General features: G+C 56.8%; 22 protein-coding genes, 1 tRNA gene and 4 rRNA genes. 7 read left to right on the top strand and 20 right to left on the bottom strand.

Features of this window, described 5'->3' with window-relative positions; all coding sequences use genetic code 11:
- Positions 1-114 precede the first annotated feature (114 nt).
- Positions 115-1,674, bottom strand: a complete 1,560-nt coding sequence (locus tag Q4T40_19595; GenBank protein ID MDT8903436.1) for a DASS family sodium-coupled anion symporter — start codon at positions 1,672-1,674, stop codon at positions 115-117.
- 736 nt (positions 1,675-2,410) lie between these two features.
- On the opposite strand from Q4T40_19595, the gene Q4T40_19590 reads away from it, so the two are divergent.
- On the top strand, positions 2,411-2,695 hold the full coding sequence (locus Q4T40_19590) for a helix-turn-helix transcriptional regulator (GenBank protein ID MDT8903435.1): 285 nt from the start codon (positions 2,411-2,413) through the stop codon (positions 2,693-2,695).
- Between the two features lie 574 nt (positions 2,696-3,269).
- Here the strand turns inward: Q4T40_19590 and Q4T40_19585 are convergent.
- Positions 3,270-3,602, bottom strand: a complete 333-nt coding sequence (locus Q4T40_19585) for a cupin domain-containing protein (protein ID MDT8903434.1) — start codon at positions 3,600-3,602, stop codon at positions 3,270-3,272.
- 186 nt (positions 3,603-3,788) lie between these two features.
- Between Q4T40_19585 and Q4T40_19580 the strand changes: the two genes are divergently transcribed.
- A complete protein-coding gene (locus Q4T40_19580) occupies positions 3,789-4,916 on the top strand; it encodes a glycosyltransferase family 2 protein (GenBank protein MDT8903433.1) in 1,128 nt (375 codons plus the stop codon).
- On the top strand, positions 4,917-6,056 hold the full coding sequence (locus Q4T40_19575; protein MDT8903432.1) for a mannosyltransferase family protein: 1,140 nt from the start codon (positions 4,917-4,919) through the stop codon (positions 6,054-6,056).
- 77 nt (positions 6,057-6,133) lie between these two features.
- On the opposite strand, the gene Q4T40_19570 is transcribed toward Q4T40_19575, so the two are convergent.
- From Q4T40_19570 to Q4T40_19520, 11 genes are all read right to left on the bottom strand, one after another.
- Positions 6,134-7,204: a M15 family metallopeptidase gene (locus tag Q4T40_19570; GenBank protein ID MDT8903431.1), complete on the bottom strand. Its 1,071-nt coding sequence runs from the start codon at positions 7,202-7,204 to the stop codon at positions 6,134-6,136.
- Between the two features lie 118 nt (positions 7,205-7,322).
- Positions 7,323-7,439 (bottom strand): 5S ribosomal RNA (gene rrf / locus Q4T40_19565).
- Between the two features lie 14 nt (positions 7,440-7,453).
- Positions 7,454-7,529 (bottom strand) — tRNA-Met (locus tag Q4T40_19560).
- A 40-nt stretch (positions 7,530-7,569) separates the two neighbouring features.
- Positions 7,570-7,686, bottom strand: a 5S ribosomal RNA gene (rrf, locus tag Q4T40_19555).
- Positions 7,687-7,837: 151 nt separating this feature from the next.
- A 23S ribosomal RNA gene (locus Q4T40_19550) occupies positions 7,838-10,760 on the bottom strand.
- 370 nt (positions 10,761-11,130) lie between these two features.
- Positions 11,131-12,684 (bottom strand): 16S ribosomal RNA (locus tag Q4T40_19545).
- The 16S, 23S and 5S rRNA genes sit together here with 1 tRNA gene alongside, the layout of an rRNA operon.
- 473 nt (positions 12,685-13,157) lie before the next feature.
- Positions 13,158-15,593, bottom strand: coding sequence for a DNA gyrase subunit A (gene gyrA / locus Q4T40_19540; GenBank protein ID MDT8903430.1), 2,436 nt, complete (start codon positions 15,591-15,593; stop codon positions 13,158-13,160).
- Between the two features lie 112 nt (positions 15,594-15,705).
- Complete coding sequence (locus tag Q4T40_19535) at positions 15,706-16,842, bottom strand: phosphatase PAP2 family protein (GenBank protein MDT8903429.1); 1,137 nt, start codon at positions 16,840-16,842, stop codon at positions 15,706-15,708.
- Between the two features lie 13 nt (positions 16,843-16,855).
- Positions 16,856-17,104: a hypothetical protein gene (locus Q4T40_19530; GenBank protein ID MDT8903428.1), complete on the bottom strand. Its 249-nt coding sequence runs from the start codon at positions 17,102-17,104 to the stop codon at positions 16,856-16,858.
- A gap of 21 nt (positions 17,105-17,125) precedes the next feature.
- Complete coding sequence (crcB, locus tag Q4T40_19525; protein ID MDT8903427.1) at positions 17,126-17,500, bottom strand: fluoride efflux transporter CrcB; 375 nt, start codon at positions 17,498-17,500, stop codon at positions 17,126-17,128.
- 27 nt (positions 17,501-17,527) lie between these two features.
- Positions 17,528-17,875 (bottom strand): DUF190 domain-containing protein, encoded by a 348-nt coding sequence (locus tag Q4T40_19520; GenBank protein ID MDT8903426.1) that lies wholly within the window; start codon positions 17,873-17,875, stop codon positions 17,528-17,530.
- 125 nt (positions 17,876-18,000) lie between these two features.
- Here Q4T40_19520 and Q4T40_19515 point away from each other — a divergent pair, with 125 nt between their 5' ends.
- The gene (locus Q4T40_19515; GenBank protein MDT8903425.1) at positions 18,001-18,165 is read left to right on the top strand and encodes a hypothetical protein; all 165 of its coding nucleotides are present in this window, start codon (positions 18,001-18,003) and stop codon (positions 18,163-18,165) included.
- A gap of 59 nt (positions 18,166-18,224) precedes the next feature.
- Here Q4T40_19515 and Q4T40_19510 read toward each other — a convergent pair whose 3' ends face one another.
- Positions 18,225-19,097, bottom strand: coding sequence for a radical SAM protein (locus tag Q4T40_19510; protein MDT8903424.1), 873 nt, complete (start codon positions 19,095-19,097; stop codon positions 18,225-18,227).
- A 186-nt stretch (positions 19,098-19,283) separates the two neighbouring features.
- Here Q4T40_19510 and Q4T40_19505 point away from each other — a divergent pair, with 186 nt between their 5' ends.
- From Q4T40_19505 to Q4T40_19495, 3 genes are read left to right on the top strand one after another with little or no spacing between them, the layout of a single operon-like run.
- Positions 19,284-20,219, top strand: coding sequence for an alpha/beta hydrolase-fold protein (locus Q4T40_19505; protein ID MDT8903423.1), 936 nt, complete (start codon positions 19,284-19,286; stop codon positions 20,217-20,219).
- A 9-nt stretch (positions 20,220-20,228) separates the two neighbouring features.
- On the top strand, positions 20,229-20,831 hold the full coding sequence (locus Q4T40_19500) for a DUF2238 domain-containing protein (protein MDT8903422.1): 603 nt from the start codon (positions 20,229-20,231) through the stop codon (positions 20,829-20,831).
- A gap of 12 nt (positions 20,832-20,843) precedes the next feature.
- Positions 20,844-22,019, top strand: coding sequence for a PatB family C-S lyase (locus Q4T40_19495; GenBank protein ID MDT8903421.1), 1,176 nt, complete (start codon positions 20,844-20,846; stop codon positions 22,017-22,019).
- Between the two features lie 44 nt (positions 22,020-22,063).
- On the opposite strand, the gene Q4T40_19490 is transcribed toward Q4T40_19495, so the two are convergent.
- From Q4T40_19490 to Q4T40_19465, 6 genes are read right to left on the bottom strand one after another with little or no spacing between them, the layout of a single operon-like run.
- Complete coding sequence (locus Q4T40_19490; protein MDT8903420.1) at positions 22,064-22,504, bottom strand: GNAT family N-acetyltransferase; 441 nt, start codon at positions 22,502-22,504, stop codon at positions 22,064-22,066.
- Positions 22,501-23,370 carry a diaminopimelate epimerase gene (gene dapF, locus Q4T40_19485; protein ID MDT8903419.1) on the bottom strand — a complete coding sequence of 290 codons (870 nt, stop codon included), beginning with the start codon at positions 23,368-23,370 and terminating at the stop codon, positions 22,501-22,503. The genes Q4T40_19490 and dapF overlap by 4 nt, the downstream gene beginning before the upstream one ends.
- 33 nt (positions 23,371-23,403) lie before the next feature.
- On the bottom strand, positions 23,404-24,537 hold the full coding sequence (locus Q4T40_19480; GenBank protein ID MDT8903418.1) for a PLP-dependent aspartate aminotransferase family protein: 1,134 nt from the start codon (positions 24,535-24,537) through the stop codon (positions 23,404-23,406).
- A gap of 27 nt (positions 24,538-24,564) precedes the next feature.
- Positions 24,565-25,308 (bottom strand): ABC transporter ATP-binding protein, encoded by a 744-nt coding sequence (locus tag Q4T40_19475; GenBank protein ID MDT8903417.1) that lies wholly within the window; start codon positions 25,306-25,308, stop codon positions 24,565-24,567.
- On the bottom strand, positions 25,256-26,038 hold the full coding sequence (locus Q4T40_19470; protein MDT8903416.1) for an ABC transporter ATP-binding protein: 783 nt from the start codon (positions 26,036-26,038) through the stop codon (positions 25,256-25,258). Before Q4T40_19470 ends, Q4T40_19475 begins: the two co-directional genes overlap by 53 nt.
- Positions 26,035-26,919 (bottom strand): branched-chain amino acid ABC transporter permease, encoded by an 885-nt coding sequence (locus Q4T40_19465; GenBank protein ID MDT8903415.1) that lies wholly within the window; start codon positions 26,917-26,919, stop codon positions 26,035-26,037. Before Q4T40_19465 ends, Q4T40_19470 begins: the two co-directional genes overlap by 4 nt.
- Positions 26,920-26,923: the final 4 nt, after the last annotated feature.

The raw sequence follows: 26,923 nt of genomic DNA, 5'->3' as shown, positions 1-26,923 counted from the left end.
ATAGACATGATCAGCAGCGTGTTTGGCAGCTGACGGTCCCATTCTGAAAATCGTCATGGCGCCGAGAGTGAATGTTCCGGCACAGGCGAAGCTGTGCCGGAACATTATTCCACCTTACTTTACCACTGCCTGAACAACGTAGATTACCAGCGGGATTGTAATTACAGCCAGGCCGATCGCGTCGATTAGGACGCCCGACCTGATCATCTTGGTGATGGGGATCATACCGCTGGCGTACACGATGGCGTTCGGCGGAGTCGACACCGGCAACATGAAGCCGAGAGAAGACGCCAGGGCGATGGCTACCGCCACCGGGATGGGGCTTAGGCCGGCGGACATCGCTACGGTGATGCCAAGTGGGCCGACCATGTTGGTGGCCGCGGTGTGTGAGGTCAGCTCGGACATCAAGAGCGACATCACCGAGAACACGGCTATTATCGCAACTTGGGAATTAGCGCCGGTAGCTTTAACGATTGCATCGCCGATCCACTTCGACAGACCGGTGGTGTACATCATCGCGCCCAGCGACAAGCCGCCGCCAAACAGGATCAGTGTACCCCAGTCGATGCCCTTGACGGCGTCTTTCCACTGCAGGGTAAACTCGCGCTTCTCCCAGTTGGTCGGCATGATGAAGAGCAGCAAACCGGCCATCATGGCGACAACCGCTTCAGGGAAGAGCTTGCCGTAGGCTTTTATAATGGGGGCGCCGGGCCCATAGAAGATGGTCAGAATGCCGGGCAGCACCCATAGGATAACGGCAAGGGCGAAGGCTATGATGGCGTTGCGTTCGCCAGTCTTCAGGGGTCCGAGACCCTTGCGCTTACTGGTGATAAGCTCTTTAGCGCCGGGTATTTCCGAAATGCCGGCCGGGAACATCTGCCTGAGGACGACGAACATTAGGACGAAGTATACGACCATCGCGATTGATCCCCAGATCATCCACTGAAAGAAGGTAATCTTGATGCCAGCGAGTTTGTCAAGGAAGCCCATCATGATAATGTTTGGCGGGGTACCCACCGGGGTTAGCACGCCGCCGACCGAAGCAGCATAGGCGGTCATCAGCATTAGGCCGGTGGCGTATTTGTACGTGCTGAGGTCAAGGTCCTCACCATTGGCTTTGTACATATCCTTGATGGCCATGAGCAGGCCCAGCGAAATGGGATACATCATGGCGGTGGTGGCTGTGTTGCTTACCCAGCCGGAGAGAAGGGCGGTAACCAGACCTACGGCCAACAAAATCCGGGTCGGGCTCGACCCTACCCAATTCATTGAAAGAATGGCGTAGGCGAAGCGTTTGTCAAGGCCGTGGCTCATCATGCCTGTAGCCAACATGAAGCTGCCCATAAATAGGTAGATGAGCGGATTGGCGAAGGGGGCAAAGGCGGCGCCGGCGGATGTCACCCCGCACAGCACGGCGAGGACAGGGCCGATAAGCGATGTCACGGGGATGGGAACAGGCTCGCATATCCACCACGTAGCGACAAAGGTCATGATCGCCATCAGCGTGTGGCCGGCCGGCTTCAGCCCCTCAATCGGGATGAAGAATACCAATAGCCCAAGGACTGGGCCGAGGAACCAGCCGATAGTTTTGCGCCGTCTGTCAAACTTTTCTTCGGCTTCGGTCATTTTCGCCATCGGGGCGAGTTGCTCTTTGGGAACCGATGTAGTCTCCATAGACTTACCTCCTTTTTACTTTCTTCGGCTTATCCATTAAGGTCTCATCCGTCGACCTTCTTGGCAAAACGTTTCCCAGGGAATCACGAGGGGTAAAAACGAATCAAGCAGTCATGCTCCCTCCGCACGCCGCGTGCGACAAACGCACGATTCGGGCTTTTTTACAGATGCTCTCCTTTAGAGCCCCAATTCCCTCCCGCCTCTCCTACGCTCCGGCCGGAGCAACGGGCACATCGGCGGTCTCTTTTATCTTACTTATCGTCTCGGCCTTGGTCCGAAAGTTCGGAACCCATCTTTCCGCATAAGTTCGTTGACAGTGACCCCCAAAACACGCGACAACCTGAGCGCAAGATCGATGGACGGTTTCTTGCGTCCAGCCAGGATGTTGGATATATGAGATCTTTCCACATCCACCAGTTTGGCGAGTTCAGTAATATTGAGGCTCCTTCGCCGCATTAGTTCTCTTATCCGTGACCCGCTCAACCGTATCCCTCCCTAGAAACAAAAGGCCCGCATGGTTTCTTTGGGAAACACAAATGCGCAAAAAAAATGCTTTTCGCTGTAATATCTGATTCGATTATAGTTTCTTTTAGAAACACTGTCAACGGTATTTGTGAAAATATTCCCTTGGAATCCAGGTCGCCCCCTCAGCGTTGGGCTCTAAGCCGCTCGAAAACTCTACTGGAAACGTTGGATATAATACGGTATAATGTTATATGCGTGGAGGTGGATAAAGGTGGATATCGGTGCAAAGCTTCGTTCCTTGCGAAAGCTGCGCGACTTGACCGTTGAGGAGCTGTCGCAACGGTCCGGCGTTTCCCGTTCATATATCACCAACATTGAAAACGGTCGAAAAACAGAGGTCTCGTCCCGAGTTATCGGCAGTCTGGCGGATGCTCTCGGGATTAACGCCGATTATTTCCGCGTCAGCGAGGCCCAACTACCGACCGACTGTCTGCCTAACCTCGATCCGGAGGTCATAGCGTTGTTAGCAAAATCCGAGAGCATGCCATTCCTGTAGCTTACCAAAAAGGCTCTCGCCCATGGCGTGTCGGCCGAGACAGTGGAGGCCGTCGTCGACGCCATTATCAAGGCCCAGCGAAAACGCAGGAACCCGGTTATCTAACAGGCAGAAGTTATCCGCTCATCCGGGCTCATCTCCGGGGAAGCTTCAGAAAGAACGATATACTCGTATCCGTCCCAAAATAGTTCGATTTCGTTGCAAATTTGGCTATTGTCTTTCATGGTTGACCTCCGTTCAAAACGGTTCTCATTCATCTGATAACTACCAACGCAAGAAATATGCCAATTCGCAAAGTTGTGAAAATTGCGTGTTATAAAGAAAGCGGAGATCCCTACCGGCCGCAATGATATAGGCAATAATGCATACGCTGTTGGCTATGTATGCCCTGATTAACACCATTTGAATCGCGTATTGCCGTGCGCGAAATTGCATACGCTTTATACGCGGAATCCCCAAGGCAGATGCCTTGGGGATTCCGTTCTTAATGTGCTTGTGCCCTTTCGCCACCTCTGACGCACCGGGGCTTGACAAATATTAACCCAGCTATTGCCTGAAAATGGCGCCCAGCGGTTTATTGCGGCAAAAAATCTTCCCTGATCGGGGTGAAGGTGTCGATCAAGACAGAGTCATCCTCAAGCGCAACCACGCCGTGGGGCACGTTGCAGTCAGCGTAGTAACAGTCTCCCTCACGGGCGATTTTCGTTTCACCGCCTACAGTGATTTCAAAACTTCCCCGGGCCACATAGCCAACCTGCTCGTGGGATTCATGCTTATGTATTTTGCCTACGCCGCCTTTTTTAAAAGCAAATTCTACCAACATAAGTGAAGGCCCATGGACAAGCACCCTCCGCGTGGATTTGTCGTCAAGCTGGATAATCTGTTTGCTTTCCTTGGATATGATCATTGTAATCACCACCATTCTTCATCATTGATTAATTCGGTAAGGGGCGCGGGATTCCTGCGGGTGCTGTACATGTTGCTGGCTCTATTTTCCTTTAGGCGCGGCGTGTACCTGCCGGTAAACAGTCCATACTAATAAAGAGTCATGCCTAGAAAAAAAAGCCATTAGGGGCCGAAAGGAAGCATGCGCATGGACCTGAGCATAATTGTGCCGACTTACAATGAGCGGGAGAATGTCCGGACGCTTACGGAGAGGGTTACCGCGGTTCTGACGGGATGCGGCTATTCATATGAGCTTTTATTTGTCGATGACAGCCGCGATGATACCCCGGCTATCCTGGAGATGCTCCAGGCACAGTATCCTCAAGTCAGATTCACTCACCGCAGCAGCGAAAGAGGGCTGGCTTCCGCAGTGGTAAAAGGATTCTCGCTGGCCAGGGGCAATTATATCGTTGTAATGGACGCCGACTTGCAGCATCCACCGGAACTCTTACCGGTGATAATGAAACGTCTGGCCCGCGCGGAGGTGGTTATCCCCAGCCGATTTATCGGCGGTGGCTCGGACGGCGGCCTTAATGCCTTCCGCAAACTCGTTTCCTGGACGGCACGCGTGATCGGCCGCCTGTCGATACAGCGATTACGGGCTATTTCCGACTGCACAAGCGGTTTCTTTGGCCTTCACCGCAGCGTTATTGCACAAGCCAGGCTTGACCCCATCGGCTGGAAGATCCTCATGGAGGTGCTCGTAAAGGGCGCTTACCGCTCCGTCCATGAGATTCCCTACACCTTCGTGGCCCGTGACAGCGGCGCATCTAAAATGACCTGGAAAGATCAGTACGACTATCTGCGCCATATCGTGCGCCTCGCGCGGCACAGTCCCGAAGAAGCCCGCTTTTTCACCTTCTGTCTGATCGGCGCCGCCGGAGTACCCGTCAACCTTTTGGCGCTGACGCTTTTGTTGAATTTCTTCTCCTTTGACGTAGCTTTTGCCTCAGTGGTTGCATCCTTTGTCGCAATGGTGCATAATTTTTTCTGGAATGACAGCATCACCTGGAGGATGGAAAGGAAGCCGGCCTTTTGGCGTCGCTGGAAACAGTTTATCCAGTTTGCCTTTGTTTCGGCTCTCAGTATCGCTATTACGGCCGCCTTTGCCCACACATTCCACATAAACGGGTGGAATCCCGTCGCTGGTCAGCTTGTCGGCATTGTACTGGCGACCTGGTGGAGCTTCACCGCTAACGATCGCTGGACCTGGGGGCGTCCTGAAACACGCCCCGACTTCGTCGTAACCCGCGAATACGCGGGCGAAACCCCGTAAATGGAGGCTGTGTCTGCCGCGAGGACTCTTTTCCTATTCATAGGGAGGGTTTGGCGCCCATTTTTGTTGCATTCGGCGATAGTGCTGCTTTCGGCCTGGCTGTCAGACGCCTTCCCCTCACATTCACCGGCGGGGTTCGTGAATCCCTATCTCGGCGATACACCGCCGCTGGCCAACCTGTTTCTCAAATGGGACGCTCATTGGTACACCTATATTGCCGCCCAAGGTTACGATGCGAAAAGCGTGGTCTTTTTTCCCGTACTCATCGTCTTCATCCGTATTGTCGCCTGCTTGGGGCTTAGTCATGCCGTAGCCGGGCTACTAGTTTGCAACCTGTTCACTTTGCTGAGTTTTGCGGTTATGCATGCCGCCTTCCGTCAGGATTTTTCGGATAGGTTTACCGATAAGGCTCTTTTGGCCTACGCGGTAATGCCAACATCCTTTTTCCTGAACAGTGTTTATACCGAGCCAATTTTCCTGACCTTTGCCCTCGCCTGCGTTTATTTCGCGCGCCGCGGGGATTGGTGGTCCGCCGGAAGCTGCGCTGCTTTGGCCACGCTTACCCGCAACCTCGGCGTATTCCTCTTTTTCTTCGTGGCTTACGAGTTATACTTAAGCCGCAAGGTCGTCGGACGGCCGACCTGGGAGCTATTGTCGCCCTTCCTGGCGCCGGCCGCCTTGCTGGGGTATATGGGCTTCAATGCTTTCTTCTGTGGCGATTCCCTTGCTTTCGTGCACTCGCAGCAGGCGTGGGGGCGTTATTTCGCCTGGCCACCGGAAAGCTATATCCGAAACCTTGGGCTGTTGGGGTCCTTTTGGCCCAATACCCAGGCCGGGATTTCCCTCGACGCCTTTCTGGTCCTTGCCGGCTTCGCAGGCTTAAGCTATGCGACAATTTTCAGCCGGCACATTCCGGGCTCTTATCTGCTGATCGGATGGTTGTGGTTTCTCATTCCGCTGTTCTCCACCTCCTCTTTTCTCCCGTTGTATAGCATGTCCCGCTTCCTGCTCGTAGTCTTCCCGCTCTATGTCTTCTACGCCGGCATGCCAAAAGCGCTGTTCACCTGTTTTCTGGTTGTAAACGCCCTGTTGCTTTCCCTCTGTACTATCATGTTCGTCAACTGGTATTGGATAGGTTAACCGCCCGATATAAGCTCGGAGCCCTGCGGGAAAAACCGCAGGGCTCCGGTGGATTAGTTGATACCTTAGTCAAACGCTTATCGACCGCTGGCGTCATCGAGTTCGGCGAACGAAAGATTCATTATCGGATAACTGCGCCAATCTTTATAATCGAAATGCCACCACTCTTCCTCATAAACGGTAAAACCTTCGGCCTCCATGTAGATGCGCAGCAGGTCACGGCGCCCTCTCTCCAGGGCGGTGCCGCCTGGATAACCCGGATGAGCCCGCAAGGAAAATTCGTCGTAGCCGCTGATCATAGCAATGGGGCGGCCAGTAGATAGGTCATAGAGCGAAAGGTCCACAGCCCCGCCCCGGTTATGACGGGATCCTTTGGCGGGATCGGCGACAAACATCTTCTGCGCCTCCGGTGTAGCGTCCCAGAACATCTTCGTCACTGCCCACGGCCGGTATGCGTCGTGAATAATCAGCCCGTATCCGTGGGAAACGAGTTTTTTATGTACGCGCACTAGCGCCTCCGCCGCCGGGCGCTGCAGGTAGGCCCGCGGCCGGTCGTAAAGAGGAGCGCCGATAAAGTTGTTGTCGGTCGCGTAGCGGATATCGAGATGGATCGAAGAGTCGAGAGTTGCCACATTGATAAGGTCTGGGTGCAAAAACGTCCCCTGTTCTGGAGGCGGGCTTGCCGTTGCCGCCAGCCGACGCAATTCCTCCAAAGAATACTGCGCCTTCAGACGATACGTCTTCCCTAACTCTGGATCGAAAAAACGGCGGTTATAGGCATCCGGCCCCACTAGACATACGTTTCCGAACCCACTAGCGTCACGTTCGATATAAACTTTCCCGGTAGCCTTTCTTAGCGGGCTGGCAATAATAAGCTGATATTCATCAGCCGCGATGACCTGTAAGGGAAAAACGGCATAAAGAGAGAACGGGGCGCTGTTCCTGTCGCCCATATCGTAAACCATTTCTACGTGACCGTCGTTTTCACGCAAAAGAAACTTATCACTAGCGCCTTCATACAATCCAATAACTTTGGTTATCGCGGCAGGGACGTCGTGCTTTGCCGCATTTACCGGCATGGCAAGCGCCATTACAACGACTATTACGGCCACAGCCAGCCATGCTTTGAATCTTGATCCGCACATCATGACTACTCCCCCAATCAGTGTATATGTATTCCTTCTAGCAATATACATCATCTCCTGCCGGTACATGAAACAGCACAAAACCCCGTTCGTAAAACGAACGGGGTTTTGTTTTGCGCTTAACCGGCGCCTACCTATCCTCCCAGGCCGTTTCCAGCCAAGTACTTTCGGCGTATGTGGGCTTAACTGCCGTGTTCGGTATGGGAACGGGTGGAACCCCACAGCTATCGGCACCAGATGTTATTGATAATTTGGTTGCGGGGGCAGGATTTGAACCTGCGACCTTCGGGTTATGAGCCCGACGAGCTGCCAGCTGCTCCACCCCGCGATGTGAGAGACAGACAGAGTACCTTAGCGGTACTCTGTCTAACCGGCGCCTACCTATCCTCCCAGGCCGTTTCCAGCCAAGTACTTTCGGCGTATGTGGGCTTAACTGCCGTGTTCGGTATGGGAACGGGTGGGACCCCACAGCTATCGGCACCAGATTGTAGAGGTAAGCATCTCTTAAAAGTACGCTCCCTCAAAACATCACAGAAGAAAGTGTATGCACATTTGCTTGGATTAGACATAGGATGTTCTTCGCTACGCTCAGAACTTGCCGACCACATCAGCGCTGAAGCGCTGTGTGTCTGGCCATAAGTCAAGCCCTCGGCCTATTAGTACCAGTCAGCTGAAGACATTACTGCCCTTACACTCCTGGCCTATCAACCTCGTGTTCTACAAGGGGCCTTACCAGCTTATGCTGTGAGAGACCTCATCTTGAGGCCGGTTTCACGCTTAGATGCTTTCAGCGTTTATCCGTTCCCGACGTAGCTACCCAGCTGTACCCCTGGCGGGATAACTGGTACACCATTGGTCAGTCCACTCCGGTCCTCTCGTACTAGGAGCAGTTCCCCTCAAGTCTCTTACGCCCGCGATGGATAGGGACCGAACTGTCTCACGACGTTCTGAACCCAGCTCACGTACCACTTTAATGGGCGAACAGCCCAACCCTTGGGACCTACTTCAGCCCCAGGATGTGATGAGCCGACATCGAGGTGCCAAACCTCCCCGTCGATATGGACTCTTGGGAGAGATTAGCCTGTTATCCCCAGGGTAGCTTTTATCCGTTGAGCGATGGCCCTTCCACTCGGTACCACCGGATCACTAAGCCCGACTTTCGTCCCTGCTCGTCTTGTCTGACTCGCAGTCAAGCTCCCTTCTGCCTTTGCACTCTGCGCGCGATTTCCAACCGCGCTGAGGGAACCTTTGGGCGCCTCCGTTACACTTTCGGAGGCGACCGCCCCAGTCAAACTGCCCACCTGGCACTGTCCTGAGAGTCGTTACTTCTTCAGTTAGAACTCCAGTAAATCAAGGGTGGTATCCCAAGGGCGACTCCACCAAGACTTGCGTCCTCGCTTCTAAGTCTCCCACCTATCCTGTACATGATTTACCAAAATCCAATGCCAGGCTGCAGTAAAGCTCCATGGGGTCTTTCTGTCCAGTCGCGGGTAACCTGCATCTTCACAGGTATTTCAATTTCACCGGGTCCCTCGTTGAGACAGTGCCCAAGTCGTTACACCTTTCGTGCGGGTCGGAACTTACCCGACAAGGAATTTCGCTACCTTAGGACCGTTATAGTTACGGCCGCCGTTTACTGGGGCTTCGGTTCACACCTTCGAATTGCTTCTAAGCACTCCCCTTAACCTTCCAGCACCGGGCAGGTGTCAGCACCTATACGTCAGCTTTCGCTTTAGCAGGCACCTGTGTTTGTGGTAAACAGTCGCTTGGGCCTCTCTTCTGCGACCCCAGGACGCTTCAATCGTTTCTAATCTACACGTCCCAGGGCTCCCCTTCTCCCGAAGTTACGGGGACATTTTGCCGAGTTCCTTAACGAGGGTTCTCCCGCGCACCTTAGGATTCTCTCCCCGCCTACCTGTGTCGGTTTGCGGTACGGGCACCCACAAGTCTCGCTAGAAGCTTTTCTTGACAGTCTAGGGTCAGTAAGTTCGCCAATATCGCTATCGGCTCCCCGTCACTTCTCAGGCTTTTCGTTTGGGGGATTTGCCTCCCAAACACCCTACTAGTTTAGACGCGAATTTCCATCCTCGCGATTACCTACCTTACTGTGTCACTCCATCACTCAAACGACTTGGGGTGGTACTGGAATATCAACCAGTTGTCCATCGCCTACGCATCTACGCCTCGGCTTAGGTCCCGACTTACCCTGAGCGGACGATCCTTCCTCAGGAATCCTTAGGCTTTCGGTGGGAAGGATTCTCACCTTCCTTTTCGCTACTCATACCGGCATTCTCACTTCCTACCAGTCCACCGCACCTTCCGATGCGACTTCGACCCAGTAGGAACGCTCCCCTACCCCTGAACTTTCGTTCAAGCCATAGCTTCGGTTCCGTGCTTTAGCCCCGGACATTTTCGGCGCAGCGACACTCGACCAGTGAGCTATTACGCACTCTTTTAATGGTGGCTGCTTCTAAGCCAACATCCTGGTTGTTTTTGTATCGCCACATCCTTTGCCACTTAGCACGGCATTGGGGACCTTAGCTGATGGTCTGGGCTGTTTCCCTCTTGACTACGGATCTTAGCACTCGCAGTCTGACTCCCAAGTTAAACTTACTCCATTCGCAGTTTGACAGAGTTCGGTAACCTAACGGCCCCTAGCCCAATCAGAGCTCTACCGTCGTAAGTCATCACTTGAGGCTAGCCCTAAAGCTATTTCGGGGAGAACCAGCTATCTCCGCGTTCGATTGGCATTTCACCCCTATCCACAACTCATCCCAAAGCTTTTCAACGCTCACGGGTTCGGGCCTCCACGTAATTTTACCTACGCTTCACCCTGGTCATGGATAGATCACTGCGGTTTCGGGTCTACAATCACTAACTGTCGCCCTATTAAGACTCGCTTTCGCTGCGGCTCCGTGTTTCCCACTTAACCTCGCTAGTGACTGTAACTCGCCGGTTCATTCTTCAATAGGCACGCCGTCGCCTTTTACAGCTTCGACTGCTTGTAGACATACGGTTTCAGGTACTTTTTCACTCCCCTCCCGGGGTGCTTTTCACCTTTCCCTCACGGTACTATGCGCTATCGGTCGCCAACGAGTATTTTGCCTTGGAGGGTGGTCCCCCCTGCTTCCCACAGGGTTTCTCGTGTCCCGTGGTACTCTGGATACCAGCCACTTGGCTCTGTCTTTCGCCTACAGGGCTCTTACCTTCTGTGGCCTACCTTTCCAGGTAGTTCGACTAGACCTGACCAAGATTATGCTGGTCCTCAACCCCAAGGAGCCGAAGCTCCCTGGTTTGGGCTCTTCCCCGTTCGCTCGCCGCTACTTAGGGAATCTCGTTTGATTACTTTTCCTCCGGGTACTTAGATGTTTCAGTTCCCCGGGTGCCCTCCTCACGCTTAAAGCGTGGGTGACGGTGCATTACCACCGCCGGGTTCCCCCATTCGGAGACCTGAGGATCTATGCCTGCTTGCGGCTCCCCTCAGTTTTTCGCAGCTTACCGCGTCCTTCTTCGGCTGTTGGCGCCAAGGCATCCGCCGTATGCCCTTACTAGCTTGACTTATTACGGTTGGCACACAGCCAACCTAAGCTTTGCTAATGTAGCTTTGCTTCACCTTGCCTAATCCTAATGTGCTCGTTAAGAACTTCTCTACTTACATAGAGAGGTTTTTTAACTTCACTTTCTTCTGTGCTGTTTTCAAGGAGCTGGTTGCAGGTTTAGGATTCATGTTCCCGTCCCTGCCAGGATCACTTATGTTACCATACTCGCTTATGTTTTTCAACATGTACTTTCTGGTAACTGGTGTTCCCTCAAAACTAAACAATGTAGGGTGAGCATTACTGCCACGACATATCGTGCGTCTAATGTTCTTTGCCAGATGTGTCCGACCTTGGATACCGGGAGATGTTTCACTCCCGAGTTCTCCATAGAAAGGAGGTGATCCAGCCGCACCTTCCGATACGGCTACCTTGTTACGACTTCACCCCAATCATCGGCCCCACCTTCGGCGGCTGGCCCCATTGCTGGTTACCTCACCGACTTCGGGTGTTGCAGACTCTCGTGGTGTGACGGGCGGTGTGTACAAGGCCCGGGAACGTATTCACCGCAGCATGCTGATCTGCGATTACTAGCGATTCCGACTTCACGGAGGCGGGTTGCAGCCTCCGATCCGAACTGAGAGCTCGTTTTTGGGATTCGCTCTGCCTCGCGGCTTCGCTGCCCTCTATTAGAGCCCATTGTAGTACGTGTGTAGCCCAGGACATAAGGGGCATGATGACTTGACGTCATCCCCGCCTTCCTCCGCATTGTCTGCGGCAGTCTCCCTTGAGTTCCCACCTTTACGTGCTGGCAACAAAGGATAAGGGTTGCGCTCGTTGCGGGACTTAACCCAACATCTCACGACACGAGCTGACGACAGCCATGCACCACCTGTTTTCGTGTGTCCGAAGACAGGCACTCATCTCTGAGTGTTTCACTCAATGTCAAGCCCTGGTAAGGTTCTTCGCGTTGCGTCGAATTAAACCACATACTCCACCGCTTGTGCGGGCCCCCGTCAATTCCTTTGAGTTTCAACCTTGCGGCCGTACTCCCCAGGCGGGGTACTTATTGCGTTAACTCCGGCACAGGAGGGGTCGATACCCCCTACACCTAGTACCCATCGTTTACGGCCAGGACTACCGGGGTATCTAATCCCGTTCGCTCCCCTGGCTTTCGCGCCTCAGCGTCAGACACCGTCCAGAAAGCCGCCTTCGCCACTGGTGTTCCTCCCAATATCTACGCATTTCACCGCTACACTGGGAATTCCGCTTTCCTCTCCGGCACTCAAGAATATTAGTTTCTCACCCATCACGGGGTTGAGCCCCGCACTTTTAAATGAGACTTAATATCCCGCCTGCGCGCGCTTTACGCCCAATAATTCCGGACAACGCTCGCCACCTACGTATTACCGCGGCTGCTGGCACGTAGTTAGCCGTGGCTTCCTCCTCGGGTACCGTCATCTTCCCACATTGTTCACATGGAAAGTGTTCTTCCCCGATAACAGAGCTTTACAACCCGAAGGCCTTCGTCACTCACGCGGCGTTGCTCCGTCAGACTTTCGTCCATTGCGGAAGATTCCCCACTGCTGCCTCCCGTAGGAGTCTGGGCCGTGTCTCAGTCCCAGTGTGGCCGTTCATCCTCTCAGACCGGCTACTGATCGTCGCCTAGGTGGGCTTTTACCCCGCCTACTAGCTAATCAGACGCAGACCCATCTTCTAGCGATAGCTTACATGTAGAGGCCATCTTTCTTGCCTAAGGTATGCACCTTAGGCATCACATTCGGTATTAGCACCACTTTCGCGGTGTTGTCCCCAGCTAGAAGGTAGGTTGTCTACGCGTTACTCACCCGTTCGCCACTAGGAGTTATTGCTAACTCCCCGTTCGACTTGCATGTGTTAAGCACGCCGCCAGCGTTCGTCCTGAGCCAGGATCAAACTCTCCAAAAAATTGTATTCTTTGGAGCCTTTGATGGCTCGTTTGAATCGATTGTGTCTTTTTTGACTACGCTCCCGAGGAAGCGCAGCCCGCACATCTGGCTTAATTTTACCTACATTGTTCAGTTTTCAAGGAACACTGTCCGGCGTTTGACCGGATCTTTATGTTAACATATCCTCATCGGCTCTGTCAACACTCTCTTTTTTCCATCTTTGCCGCTGCTTGCCTCGGCTGGCCTTTTCGTCCAGCCCGCTTGCGGCGACTTTGTTATATTAACATAACTCTCAGGTCATGTCAATATGCATTTTTTGGTGCCCGTGGGGGGCAGCTTTTATATGATAGCATGGCTTTCCGCCTACTGTCAAGGGCGTTTGCGCCATTTTCGCAATTATCGTAATATATTTTGTTCGCGGCGAAAGAAAATATGCATATGGAGACAAAAAGGCGCCCCGGGAGGGGCGCGCGAGCTTTACCGGGGGCCCGGCTAGTCTGATTCGCCTTTCTTTTCAACGGCGGCCACGGCGACCAGTTTGTCGTTTTCGTCGATACGCATCAGCCGGACGCCTTGAGTGTTGCGGCTGATGACCGATATTTCCTCGATGTCGATACGGATGACGATGCCTTCGCCGGTAATAAGCATTATCTCCTGGCCCGGCCGAACGACTTTGATGCCGACGACTTTGCCAGTCTTATCGGTAACTTTGTTGTTGATGATGCCGACGCCGCCCCGGGTCTGCGGCCGATATTCGTCGATAGCGGTTCGCTTGCCGTAGCCGGCTTCGGTAACCGTGAGGAGCTCGCCGTCCTGTTTGACGGTTTCCATGCCGACGACATAGTCGCCTTTGCGCAGGGCGATGCCGCGCATACCACGCGTTGCGCGGCCCATCGGACGGACGTCGCCTTCCGCGAAGTTAATGGCCATGCCTTTCTCGGTGCCCAGCAGGATATGCATCTCGCCGTTGGTTAGCTTAACGTCGATTAGGTCGTCGTCTTCGTCGAGAACGATGCCGATCAGACCGACACGACGGGCGGTATCGTACTCCATCAGTTCGGTTTTTTTGACAACGCCCTTTTTAGTGGCCATAAACAGAAAGCGGCGGGCGTCGAATTCTTTGACCGATACGACGGCAGTAACCTTTTCCCGATTCTCCAGTGTCAGCAGGTTGACAATCGCTGTGCCTTTGGCGGTGCGGCTGGCTTCGGGAATTTCGTAGGCTTTCAGCCTGTACATCCGTCCGCGGTTTGTGAAAAAGAGGATGTTGTGATGGGTTGTGGCTACGAAGAGGTGTTCGACGAAGTCCTCTTCCTTTGTACCCATGCCTGTTACACCTCGGCCGCCACGCCGCTGGCTGCGGTAGGTGTCGACGGGGAGGCGTTTGATGTAGCCGCCGTGGGTAAGAGTGATGACCACGTCTTCCTCGGCGATGAGGTCCTCGACGTCAAAACTTGAGGCGTCGGTGGTGATAACGGTGCGGCGTGCATCGCCGAAGCGCTTTTTGACATCGAGCAATTCTTCTTTGATTACATTGAGGACTTTTTGTTCATCCGCCAAAATGCCTTCCAGGTATTCGATTGTTTCGAGGATATCCTTGTATTCCTGCTCGATCTTTTCGCGCTCCAGGCCGGTGAGGCGCTGGAGGCGCATCTCAAGGATGGCCTGGGCCTGTTTTTCGCTGAGGCCGAAGTTGGTCTGCAGCGCTTCGCGGGCGATGTCGACGGTGCGTGACTGGCGGATGGTGGTGATGACCGCGTCCAGGTTGTCGAGAGCGATTTTCAGGCCTTCAAGGATATGGGCGCGGTCTTTTGCCTTCGCCAGTTCGAACTGGGTGCGGCGGATAATGACTTCTTTCTGATGCTCGATGTAGTAGCGAAGGACCTCGGCGAGGTTGAGGGTGCGAGGCTGGCCGTCCACGAGGGCTAGCATGTTGACGCCGAAGGTATCCTGCATTTGGGTGTGCTTATAAAGCTGATTGAGGATAATTTCGGCGTTGACATCCCGCCTTAGCTCAATGACGATGCGCATTCCGGAGCGGTCGCTCTCGTCGCGGAGGTCGGTGATGCCGTCTATTACTTTGTCTCTGACGAGAGCGGCGATGTTCTCAATGAGGCGCGCTTTGTTTACCTGGTAGGGAATTTCGGTAACGAGGATGCGGTATTTGCCGTTGGTCATTTTTTCGATACGGGCCTGGGCGCGCATTTTTACCGAGCCTCGCCCGGTGTTGTAGGCGTCCCTTATGCCGGCATGGCCGAGGATGAGGCCGGCGGTGGGGAAGTCGGGGCCTTTTATGACGGTCATCAGGTCTTTTACCGTGACCTCAGGGTTGTCGATCATCATTATGACGCCGTCGACCACCTCGCCAAGGTTGTGGGGCGGGATGTTGGTGGCCATGCCAACGGCGATGCCGGCCGAGCCGTTGATAAGCAGGTTGGGAACCTTGGACGGCAGAACGCTGGGCTCTTTGAGCGATTCGTCGTAGTTGGGGACGAAGTTTACGGTGTCTTTATCGATATCGGCCAGCATTTCCTCGGCGATGCGCGACATGCGCACTTCGGTGTAACGCATGGCCGCAGCCGAGTCGCCGTCTACCGAGCCGAAGTTGCCGTGGCCGTCGACGAGCATGTAGCGGGTGGAAAAGTCCTGCGCCATACGGACGATGGCGTCATAGACGGACGAGTCGCCGTGGGGATGGTATTTACCAAGGACTTCACCGACGATACGGGCCGATTTTTTGTGCGGCTTGTTGGGCGCCATGCCCGCTTCGTGCATCGCATAGAGTATCCGCCGGTGAACCGGTTTCAGTCCGTCGCGCACGTCGGGCAGTGCCCGCATGACGATTACGCTCATGGCGTAATTAATGTAGGAGTTTTTCATCTCCTCTTCGATTTTTATGGGCAGGACTTTCCCCAAACCAAAATCCACGTTCTCACCTCTAAAGAAGTTGCGTATTATACTCTGACCTATATATTTTCCCTCTTGCTGGCAAAAAATCCTGCCTGGTGATCGTATCCAGGCCATAGCTTTTTCCTGCGGCCTATTTCTCCATCTCCCACCACCATAGCAACGAAACGCAGAGAATCAGCCACGTGCCGCCGGCGAAATAGCCGCCAAGCACATCGCTGGGATAGTGGACGCCCAGATAGATGCGGCTGAAGCCGATGGCGCTTACCAGCACGGCCGCAAGACTGTAGACAACAATTTGCGCCTGCAGGCCCCGGATGTGGCGGCAGAGGAGATAAGCCGCCATGCCGTAGAAGCAGAGGGAGACCATGGCGTGACCACTGGGAAAGCTGTAGCCGGTGGCGCTAATTACTTTGAATAGGTCGGGGCGGGCCCGCTCGAACAGACTCTTGAGCAGCCAGTTGAGCGCGGAGGCTCCCACGAGACAAACGGCAAGGGTGGCAGCTTCGCGCCGCAGCCGCAGCCACAGCAAGACACCGAGAGCAAGGGGCGCTACGACGGCGTATACGGCCCCCGAGCCGAGGGCGGTGATGGCGATCATCGCCTGATCGGCGGCCGGTGTAGCTAGCGTGTGTACAAGCCAGATGACCGCCCTGTCGATAAGCTCGGTTTCCTGATGGTAGATGGTTTCCTCGGTAAGGTGAACGAACAGCGCCAGTAACAAGCCGCACACCGCCAGGCCGGCAAGGGCGTAAATCCCCGGCCATCGCTCCCTGTTGTCGCGCAGCACGGCCTGCACGCGGCCGAACAGCGGCGTCCGCCGCAGGTATCTTGCCAGCCGCCATATTATCCAGGCCGTCGACAGCATCACCGCTGTCGCCATACCGCCCAGGCCCCAGGCGAGCACCCCGGCCAGCGGCGACCCAGGCGGTAAAATGAGTTTAACGGGGAGAGAAATTGCTGCTCCGGGGTCGCCCTTGAGATAGCCGCCGAGGATGAGCAGCGGACCTTTGACCCGGCCACCGGGCCGGAAAAGAACATCGCCGCCGATTACGGCCAGCCACCCGTCGACCTGACCGGAGATTACAGCGTCGCCGTGAACGACCAGCAACTTTCCGACCGCCTGCGCCGGGCCGATGACGATGGACCCCTGCGAAAAAAGGTCCGGTCTTTCCTGTTCAGGCTTTTTTATATGGGAATAGGCCAGGAGTGAGGCCGCCAGCATCAGGAGCGCCGCGATGCCGGCAAGCCATCGGCGTGTCGCCTTCATTGCTGCCCCCCCGTCAGTCGCCGCGCACGTCGGCGAAGATTATTGCCGATTCCGTGGCGACAAAAACTTTGGGTTCGAGACGTTGCAATTCTTCAATGACCCACTCCGGTTCACGGGCCGCGAGGAGACGAAGGGCTTCTTCCGGCGAGTCCGCCTGGACGACCGCGACGGCGTCGGTGTAAAAGGACTGGTGAACGTTGGGCTCGTTTATCATGCTCCAGCTGTGCAAACGGCGGTTGTGCCGCCATAGGAATACCTTCATTATGTATCCTCCCTTTTCGCTTCAAAGCAGGCGGCTAATGCCTATTCCCAACCAGGTGGCCGCAAAGCCGACGCCAACGTTAAGCGCCAGGTTGTAAAACGCCAGAGCGGTTTGGGCATCCTCCAGCAGCTTGAAGGTTTCGTAGCTGAAAGACGAGAAGGTCGTCAGCCCGCCGACGAAGCCGACGGTCACCAGAAGCCGCCAGTGAGGACTGACAATAAACCGCTCGGTAGCAATGGTCATAAAGGCGCCGATTATGAAGCAACCCACAATGTTGGCGACCAGCGTGCCATACGGGAATGCGGCGCCGAAGCGGTCCGCGGCCCACAGCGACACGAGGTAGCGGGCAACCGCCCCGCAGCTGCCACCGACGGCGACGGCGACAATTTTCAGCATCGGGATTCCTCGCTTTGCGCGGCCACGCTACCGCTTCGGCGGATTGCGGCCGTATTTGATGACTTCGATATCTTCAGTTGTGACCATTCCTTCCTGCACCATGTCATCGAGGAAAGGGAGCAGCTTGGAGATGTATTCCTCGCTATCGACGATCTCTACGAGTACCAGCAGGTCGGACGAAAGATCGACGATCCTGGCCGTATGGATGCGGCTGTTGGCCCCGTAACCTTCCAGGCCGCGAAAAACGGTAGCCCCGGCCATATCCAGTTCCTTGGCCTTGCGGACGATGGCGTGGTACAACGGCAGTCCTTGGCATCTATCGGCTTCGCCGACGTAAATGCGCAGTCTCTTTGCCCTGCTGGTGATTTTCGGCACTTTATCGCCCCCTTGCTTGCTTTATCTCTGTATCTCTTTTCCTCCGACAGGTTTCCTCCCGAAACAAAGGATATTTTTTCCTCTGGCACGAATGTTATACTATCCCCCCTGTGACCGGAGGTAATATGGAAAGACTTACCTGCCCGCTCATCGAGTTCGGCTGCCGGCGGGAACGCTGCGCCTGGTGGGACGAACAGGCTCGGGAGTGCGCCATCCTGACAGCCGTGCGAACCCTGAAGGAAATCAAGGCCTCACTCGCCAGGGTGGTGCCGGAGAAAGGCGACAAGTAAACGCTCTCGGGCTGCGGAAAACTCTGGGCAAACGCCCAGAGTTTTCCGCCTTCCGCACATTACAAACCGCCTGCTTCGGGAGACCGGAACGCCGCCTCCGGCATGGCCAGCAATTTATCGATCCCAGCGAGCATCGCTTGCTTATCCATCGGCAGCCGGCCGTTGACGTAGGCATAGTTAGAGTTGTGGTCGCTGAAAAGCTGCCCGGTGACGTCAAGATGCTCGATAAACATTGCCGTTTCCCGTAGGGCCTCATGCGGGGACAGGAGATCGAACCGGCCCTGCCGGTAGTCTTCGTAGAGAGGGGTGCCGGGTATCGGAATATAGGTCCGCAGCCGGATAAAGTCCGGGTTAATTGCATTCAGGACGGCGGCGCTGGCGGCGGCGTGCTCGCAGCTTCTCCCGCGCCCGCCGATACCGATCAGGACGTATTCGCTCAGTTCCATGCCCGCTGCCTTGACTTTTAGCCCGGCGGCGATTATTTCCGCCGCTGTCGCGCCCTTTCTAATCCCGGCCAGGACTGGGTCGTCGCCGCTTTCCATGCCGGAATGAATGCGAGTAAGCCCGGCCTCCCGCAAGAGTTGCAGATCAGCCGCCGGTTTCAGGTTGATGAAACGGGCGGAGCCATAGCTGGTCACCCTACTAAGCCGCGGGAACATTTCCCGGGCGAAAGCGAGGATCTCGAGTAGCTGTTCCGTCTTCATGAGGATGGTGTTGCCGTCGGGAAGAAAAATGGTCTCGATCTTGTCGCCGTAATACTCCCTGGCGGATCGCAGGTCTTCCTTGAGCTCTTCAACCGGTCTGATACGAAAGACTGTCCCTTTGTACATCGGGCAAAAGGTGCACTTGTTATGGGGACAGCCAATCGTACACTGGATCAAAAGACTGTTCGCCTCACTGGGCGGACGGTAAACCAATCCTTCGTAACGCATATCGTTCGCCGTCTCCTTTTAAATTATAGCTCCGGCATTAAATCCGGGCGTAACTTATGAGGAAAAACCTAGTAAGGTGATTTTCCCCGGCTCAGACCTAAAACCCTTTTTCGCGCGACTGAGCTGCGGAAGGATATTGCGCGGCCACCCAGAACATGGATATATATGTCGTGGGGAGGGGTGCCGGTGAAGCTCTTGAATGTTGTTGTCTCAGCCGCCCTGCTGCTGGCGTTGGCCACGGGGCCTGCCTGCGCAGCCAGGCTCGACACCCATTCGCTGGTCGTAGACGGCCGGACGCGCACTTATAATGTTTATCTGCCGTCAAGCTACAGCAGCAAGCAACCGCTGCCGGTCGTCATCATGCTGCACGGCGCCGGTGCCACCGGTACGGGAGTGATCGGTGAAACCGCCTGGGATAAAAAGGCCGACCGGCAAGGGTTTCTTGTCGTGTTCCCAGACGCCGTACGATCCGATCCCACCAGTCCGCCCGGCTTTCTTACCAATCCCCAGTTGTGGAACGACGGCTCGGGCCGCGGCCAGAGCTTTCTGGGCGGTGTCGACGACGTCAAGTTTCTTAATATTATGCTGGCCGATCTGGCAAAAAAATACGCCGTCGATACCAAGGCAGTGTTTCTGACCGGATTCTCCAACGGGGCGTCGCTCGCTTTCCGGGCTGCCGCCCTCCTGCCGGACAAATTCGCCGCCATCGCCCCTGTTGCGGGCCCGTATTGGCCGCCACAGTCCACCCCGTCCCATAGGCCGCGCGTGCCGACGCTATTCATCGCCGGCACGGCCGATCCTTATAATCCTCTCGGCGGCGGTCCTATCAGCCATCCCTGGGGTACCTTCACTCAGCCGCCCCTCCTGGACGGCCTGCGAGAGTGGACAGTACTCAACGGCTGCGATAACGGCCTGGTGCCGGCTGCCGGCCGCCAGGGAATCAGGTCGCTGGCCTGCGCCACTTTGCCTATGCGCGTTTACCTTGTCGAAGGCCTGGGCCACCTGTGGCCGGGCGGCACGCCCCAGTTCCCGGCCTCGTATATCGGCACGGACCCGGGTACCATGCCCGCCACCGACGTCATCTGGGAATTCTTCGCGGCCGTTAGGGCCCAAAGCCGTTAGGAGGCAGCCATGCTAGTCAAAGGCTTTTTCGCCGCCTATCTAATCCTGTGGATTTATCTCGCTTTCGAGCCGCTCGACCGATTCGACTGGGTGCTCGACAATCTCCTAGTCTTTCTTCTCGGCCCACCCTTCCTTTACTCGGCCCGGCGCTTCCGGTTCTCTGACCTGTCTTACATCCTTGTCATCGTCTATCTGATGCTATGCGCGATAGGAGCCCACTGGTCGTACAGCTTCGTGCCCGCCGGCGACTGGCTCAAGGAGAGCTTTGGCTTAGGTCGTAACCACTACGACCGCATCGTTCATTTTTCGTTCGGCCTGCTGCTCGCTTACCCCCTTAAGGAGTGGCTGGAGCGGGTGGCGAAGGTGGCGTCTCCCTGGCCTTATTTCTTCTCCCCGCTCCTGCTCGTTGCCGTCAGCGCCATTTTCGAGTGTATCGAGGCCATCGTCGTGGAGATGGTCAACCCCGACCTCGGCATAATCTTTCTCGGCGCCCAGGGCGACATCTGGGACGCCCAGAAGGACATCATCGTCGCTCTTTACGGCGGCGCCCTGGCGATGGCTGCTGCCCATCTCGCGGAAGTAAAACCGCGCCGCCAAAACCCTGATATTTAAGGAGGCATTCTATTGAGCTACAATTTTGACGCAACCATCGAGCGACGCGGTACCGACTGTGAAAAATGGGACCTGCTCGAAAAGATTTTCGGGACAACCGATGTGCTGCCGTTCTGGGTCGCCGACATGGACTTCGCCGCCGCCCCGGGAATCGCCGCCGCCCTACAAGCCAGAGCCAGCCACCCCGTTTACGGCTACCAAACAAAAGAAGAAAAGGTTTTTCACGCGGCGATGGCGTGGGAAGCCCGCCGGCACGGCTGGGTAATCGAGCGCGACTGGATCCTCAACACTCCGGGGGTGGTGGCCTCGCTCAGCGCCGCCGTCCTTTCTCTTACCTCGCCGGGTGATAAGATCGTAATCCAGCCCCCTGTCTACCCGCCCTTTTTTACCTGCGTTACCAGGAACGGCCGCCAGGTAGTGGAGAATCCCCTCCGGGAAAGGAACGGCTGCTGGGAGATGGACCTTGCCGACCTGGAGCGCAAGCTCGACCCGACGGTAAAGATGCTGATCCTTTGCAGCCCTCACAACCCGGTCGGTCGCGTTTGGACACGAGACGAGCTGCGCACCCTCGGCGATATCTGCCTGAGGCACGGCATCACCGTCCTCGCTGACGAGATTCATTGCGATCTCGTCTTCCCCGGCCACCGCCACGTGCCGTTCGCGTCACTGGGCAGAGAGTATGCCAACGCCAGCGTTACCTTCTTTTCTCCCAGCAAGACCTTCAACATCGCCGGCACCTACACGTCGTTCGTCGTGCTACCCGACCCCGACAAACACAGACGGTACGGCGACCTGGTCGCCGCGCTGGACATCGGCGAGGGCAACCTGTTCGGACTGACAGCCGCCGAGGCGGCCTACAAAACGGGCGGAGACTGGCTGGATAACCTCCTTTCCTATCTGGGGGCAAACGCCGATGCGCTGGTCGACTTCGCACGCCGCGAACTGCCTGGCGTGAGGGTGGAGAAACCGGAGGGCACCTACCTAGCCTGGCTCGATTTCCGCACCCGCTTCACCGACCACGATGCGTTGAAAAAGTTTCTTATCCATGACGCCAAGGTCGGACTGAGCGACGGGCTGTCTTTCGGCCGCCAGGGCGCGGGCTTCGCGCGTTTCAACTTTGCCTGTCCCCGCACGCTGATGCTGGAGGGATTGTCCCGCATCGCCGACGCGCTGAGAAAGAAAGGCTAACAGGACGTAGAAAGCCAAGACCGTACGGATTGCCGTACGGTCTTTTATCTGTCTAGATATTTCTTAAAGCCTTTATACTTATCCGGAGCGAAGCCCACGCTGGCGTAAAAACGGTGAGCATCCTCCCGCCAGTCGACCGATACGAGGAAGACGTAGTAACAGCCTCGTCGCCGGGCTTCGGCCTCCAGTTCGTCCCACAGCCGCCGGGCCACCCCCTGGCGCCGCGCCGCCTTTGCGACGATGACGTTTTCCACCACCAAAAAGGGCCGGCAGCAGCCAACGATATCGAGGCAAATTATGCCCATAACAAAGCCGACGAGTTCACCCTCCAGTTTTGCCCCAAGCAGAATGTAACTGTCGCCGGCAGACATGGCGCGGAAGTTGGCCGCCATCGGCGCATAATCGGTGAGCTCATCGGTCAGTTCGGCAAATAGGGCGATCAGCGCAGGCAAGTCGCTCTCCGCGAGCGGCGCTACGGTAATCACTGCTTAACGGCCCCAAGTCCGACCTGGCGGCGAAGGTCGGGGGCAAACGACCCGGTCATCACGCCGGTGACCGGCCCGGTCATGAAAACGTGGCCGTCCGGCCGGATGTCGATATCGATGACCCCGCCTGGCATATGAACCTTGACCTCCGGCCCGGTAAGCCCCAGCCGGTGGGCGACGCTGGCCGCGGCGCAGCTGCTGCTTCCGGAGGCGAGGGTGTATCCTGCTCCCCGCTCCCAGATTTCGATGCGGATATTGGCCCGGTCGATTACCTTGAGAAATTGAACGTTGGTCCGCCGCGGGAAAAGCGGGTGGTTTTCGACGAGCGGTCCGAGCCGTTCGGCTGTTTCCCGGGAAATATCGTCAAGAGGAATGACGCAATGGGGATTGCCCATCGAAACGCAGTTGATCGTGTACTCCGCTTCGCCCAGGGCGAGCGTCTCGCCGAAGATCTCGCGCGCCGGACCGCTAGCCGGCAGGTCGGCGCTGCTGAAACTGGCTGCACCCATGTCGACCTTTATTAAGCCGCCGACCCCGTCGAGCACCGCGACCGCAACCGTTCCGCCGGCGGTTATGAGCGAGAACTCTTTGCCCTTAACATAGCCTGCTTCCACAAGATAGCGGGAGAAGATGCGAATTCCGTTGCCGCTTTTTTCCGCCTCACTGCCGTCGGGGTTGAGTATCCTTAGTCTCATCCCCCCGGCTTCCAGCAGCGGTCCGAAAAGGATGCCATCCGAACCGACGCCGAAATTGCGATGGCAGATCAGGCGGATGTTTTCTTCCGACAGCGCTAGCGCGCTTTTATTTGGGTCGATGACGATGTAGTCGTTGCCGAGAGCATGGTATTTATAGAAGTCAGTCGGCACAAAAATCAACCTTCCAAAATATTTTTGATAAGCCTACTGTTTAAGCGCTTGTTCCAAATCGGCAATTATATCATCCGGGTGCTCGATTCCCGCCGACAGTCTTATCAAACTGGTTGTAACCCCCATGCGCAGCTTGCGCGCGCTCGGCACAGACCCGTGGGACATAACGTCCGGCAGGTTGACGAGCGTCTCCACGCCGCCGAGGCTGTCGCCGAGAACGCATAGCTTGGTCCGGGACAAAAAACCGCGGGCGAAGTCGCCGTCGCCCAGGTCGAAGGAGACGACATTGCCGGTGCCCCTCGCCTGGCGGAAGTGGAGGTCGTGCCCCGGATGATCGGCAAAGCCGAGGTAATAAATTTTATGCACCTCGTGCCGGCCCCGCAGCCACTCGGCCACGGCCCGGGCGTTGGCCGCCTGGCGGTCCATGCGCACACCGAGGGTCTTAAGGCCGCGGAGAAGCAGCCAGGAGTCCTGAGGTCCGAGAACGCCGCCGGTGGCGTTCTGGACGAAATGCAGTTCCTCCGCCAGTTTTCCGTCTTTGACGACCACCACGCCGGCGAGCACGTCGCTATGGCCGCCGATGAACTTGGTGGCGCTGTGAACGACGATATCCACGCCCAGGGACAGCGGCTGCTGCAGGTAAGGGGACATGAAGGTGTTATCGGCGATGGCAAGCAGCCCCCGTTCGTGGGCTAAGGCAGCGACGGCGGCAATGTCGGTCACCATCAGGGTAGGGTTGGACGGAGTTTCAATTATAAGCGCCCTTGTCGCCGGGGTGATGGCGGCGGCAATCTCTGCCAGATCGCGGAATTCCACGTAGCTGGCCGACAGGCCGAAGCGGCCTAGTACCCGGTCGAGAACGCGCGAGGTGCCCCCATAGAGGTTCTGGCTGGCGACGATGTGGTCGCCGGCCTTGAAAAGGTGCAGGACGGCCGTCATCGCCGCCATGCCCGAAGCAAACGCGAAGCCCCGGCTGCCGCCCTCCAGGAGGGCCATCTGCTCCTCAAGCGCATGGCGGGTAGGGTTTGAACCCCGCGAATACTGGTAGCCGCCCTGCTGGCCGACGGTGTGCTGCCTGAAAGTCGACGCCTGGTAGATGGGCGTGCTCACCGCCCCGGTCGCCGGGTCGCCTTCGTCGCCGTGAACAAGCAATGTTTCGAGTTTCATCGCGAATCTCCCCTGTTTATCGTTTCCCTAGCCTTTTATGCCCAGGTACGCTTTGCGCACCAAGGGGTCGGCGATCAGGTCGCTGCCCGCGCCTGTCAGCAATACGCGCCCCGTCTCGAGGACAAAGGCGTCGTCGGCCATCTCCAGGGCCTGAAAGGCGTTCTGTTCGGCGAGCAAGATGGTCGTGCCCCGGGCCTTGATCTCCCGGATCGTCTTGAAAACATTTTCCACGAGAAGGGGCGCCAGCCCCAGCGACGGCTCGTCGAGCAGCAATAGTTTGGGACGCGACATCAGCCCCCGGGCGATGGCGACCATCTGCTGTTCGCCGCCGGACAGCGTGCCGGCGTATTGCTTCAGCCGTTCCCGCAGGATGGGAAACAAGGCGTACATTTTTTCCAGGTCGGCCTCGATGCCGTCATTGTCGTTGCGAAGGAACGCCCCCATAAGGAGGTTTTCCTTTACCGTCAGGTTGGCGTACAGGCGGCGGCGCTCGGGAACCAGGCAGATCCCCCTGGCAAGCACTTCGTATGCTTTGGCGGGTACCGGTCTCCCCTCGTAGGTTACCTGCCCGGAGGCGGGGGCCAGCAGGCCGGCCAGCGTCATCATCAGGGTGGATTTGCCCGCGCCGTTGGCGCCGATGACGGCCACAATGCGGCCGGGCTGCACCGACAGGCTGACGTCGCGGAGGGCGTGTATCTGGCCGTACTTGACATTAAGGTTACTGACTTCTAACACGTTTGTATCCCTCCCCGAGGTAGGCTCGCAGCACATCAGGATTGGTCTGGATCTCCTCGGCCGTGCCTTCCGCCAGTTTGACGCCGAAGTCGAGGACGAAAATCCGCTCGCACAGCTCCATCACCACGTCCATGTGATGCTCGATGAGCAGGATGGTCAAGTCGTGGCGGGCGTGAAGGGTGCGCACCAGCCCGGCGAGTTCCAGCGACTCCTCGGGATTCATGCCGGCGGCCGGCTCGTCAAGGAGCAGCAGTCTGGGCCGGAGGGCCAGGGCGCGGGCGATTTCGAGCTTGCGCTGCAGACCGTACGGCAGGCTGTCGGCCCGCACATCCGCCTTATCCGCCAGGCCGACTTCCTCAAGTCGTTCCATCGCCAACGCGCAGATTTCCTGTTCTAAGTTCTTCACCCGCGGCGACCGCACCAACGCTTCGCCAAGGGCGTAGTCGACCTCTTTGTCGACGGCGATCCGGACATTGTCGAGCACCGTCAGATTGCGGAACAGGCGGATGTTCTGAAAGGTGCGGGCTATGCCGTGCGCCACTACCTTGTCGGGGCGAATGGCGGTGATGTCTTGGTCGGCGAAGGTTATGCTTCCGGCTGTGGGTGCGTATACGCCGGTGATAAGGTTGAACACGGTCGTCTTGCCAGCGCCGTTGGGGCCGATGAGGCCGGCGACCTGCCCCGGGGCGACCGAAAAGCTGATGTCTTTGCAGGCGACGATACCGCCGAATTTTTTGGTGACCCCTGTCAGTTCGAGCATGCTCACCGTCCTGCCCCCTCTCCGGCGGCGGCCGGTTTTCTGCGGAAGCAGCGGACGCAGCTTTGCCAGGAAATTTCCCGGAAGCCGAACAGTCCCTGGGGCCTGAAGACCATGATCGCCACCAGCAGGAAGCCGTAGGCCACAAGCCGCCACATACTTGCCATCCTGAGCGCCTCGGGCACGGCGACGAACAGCACCGCAGCCACCGTGGGCCCGGTGATGCTGCCCATGCCTCCGGCAACGACGCTGGCGGTCAGCTGGGTGGAGAGGGCGGCGGTAAACATGCCCGGCTGGATGAAGGAGACGTAATGGGCGAACAGGCCGCCGGCCAAGCCGGCGCAACCGGCGCTGAATACCAGCGACCGGATCCTTACCTGGAACAGGTTGATGCCCATCATCTCGGCGGCCACGAAATCCTCGCGGACGGCGATGGCCGCCCGCCCGTAGCGGGAGTGGACGAAGTTGCGGGCCACCCACAAAACGAGTACGGTCAGAAGGATTACTACCGGCAGGGTTGTCTCGTTGGCGATGCCGGGGAGACCGCGAGCCCCCTGGGTGATATCGAGGTTTTCGAGCAGCACCCGCACCGCCTCGCCGAAGCCGAGGGTAGCGATGGCGAAGTAGTCGCTGCGGAGCTTGGCTTTAAGCGTCGGGTAGCCGATGAACAAGCCGACCAGCGAGGATGAGGCAATGCCGGCTGCCAGCGCCGCCCAGAAATTCACATCGTAAAAGTAAGTAAGGATGCCGGCCGTGTAGGCGCCGATGGCGAAAAAGGCCGCGTGGCCGAGGGAGAAAAGACCGGTAAACCCGGTGAAGACGGCCAGCCCCACCGTGGCGATGACGTAGATCAGGCTGAAGGTTATGATGCCACTGACATAATCGAGCATGGCC

The sequence above is a fragment of the Selenomonadales bacterium 4137-cl genome (genome assembly GCA_032334055.1).
GTDB lineage: Bacteria > Bacillota > Negativicutes > Sporomusales > UBA7701 > Anaeroselena > Anaeroselena agilis.
Note: the sequence above shows the minus strand (reverse complement) of the source record. Positions and strands in the feature narration are given on the sequence as shown.

Excerpts from the sequence above, each read along its gene's own strand:
- Q4T40_19595 (MDT8903436.1), bottom strand. The coding sequence starts at position 1,674 with ATGGAGACTACATCGGTTCCCAAAGAGCAACTCGCCCCGATGGCGAAA.
- Q4T40_19585 (MDT8903434.1), bottom strand. The coding sequence starts at position 3,602 with ATGATCATATCCAAGGAAAGCAAACAGATTATCCAGCTTGACGACAAA.
- Q4T40_19580 (MDT8903433.1), top strand. The coding sequence starts at position 3,789 with ATGGACCTGAGCATAATTGTGCCGACTTACAATGAGCGGGAGAATGTC.
- Q4T40_19575 (MDT8903432.1), top strand. The coding sequence starts at position 4,917 with ATGGAGGCTGTGTCTGCCGCGAGGACTCTTTTCCTATTCATAGGGAGG.
- Q4T40_19570 (MDT8903431.1), bottom strand. The coding sequence starts at position 7,204 with ATGATGTGCGGATCAAGATTCAAAGCATGGCTGGCTGTGGCCGTAATA.
- Q4T40_19535 (MDT8903429.1), bottom strand. The coding sequence starts at position 16,842 with ATGAAGGCGACACGCCGATGGCTTGCCGGCATCGCGGCGCTCCTGATG.
- Q4T40_19530 (MDT8903428.1), bottom strand. The coding sequence starts at position 17,104 with ATGAAGGTATTCCTATGGCGGCACAACCGCCGTTTGCACAGCTGGAGC.
- crcB (MDT8903427.1), bottom strand. The coding sequence starts at position 17,500 with ATGCTGAAAATTGTCGCCGTCGCCGTCGGTGGCAGCTGCGGGGCGGTT.
- Q4T40_19515 (MDT8903425.1), top strand. The coding sequence starts at position 18,001 with ATGGAAAGACTTACCTGCCCGCTCATCGAGTTCGGCTGCCGGCGGGAA.
- Q4T40_19510 (MDT8903424.1), bottom strand. The coding sequence starts at position 19,097 with ATGCGTTACGAAGGATTGGTTTACCGTCCGCCCAGTGAGGCGAACAGT.
- Q4T40_19500 (MDT8903422.1), top strand. The coding sequence starts at position 20,229 with ATGCTAGTCAAAGGCTTTTTCGCCGCCTATCTAATCCTGTGGATTTAT.
- Q4T40_19480 (MDT8903418.1), bottom strand. The coding sequence starts at position 24,537 with ATGAAACTCGAAACATTGCTTGTTCACGGCGACGAAGGCGACCCGGCG.
- Q4T40_19475 (MDT8903417.1), bottom strand. The coding sequence starts at position 25,308 with ATGTGCTGCGAGCCTACCTCGGGGAGGGATACAAACGTGTTAGAAGTC.
- Q4T40_19465 (MDT8903415.1), bottom strand. The coding sequence starts at position 26,919 with ATGCTCGATTATGTCAGTGGCATCATAACCTTCAGCCTGATCTACGTC.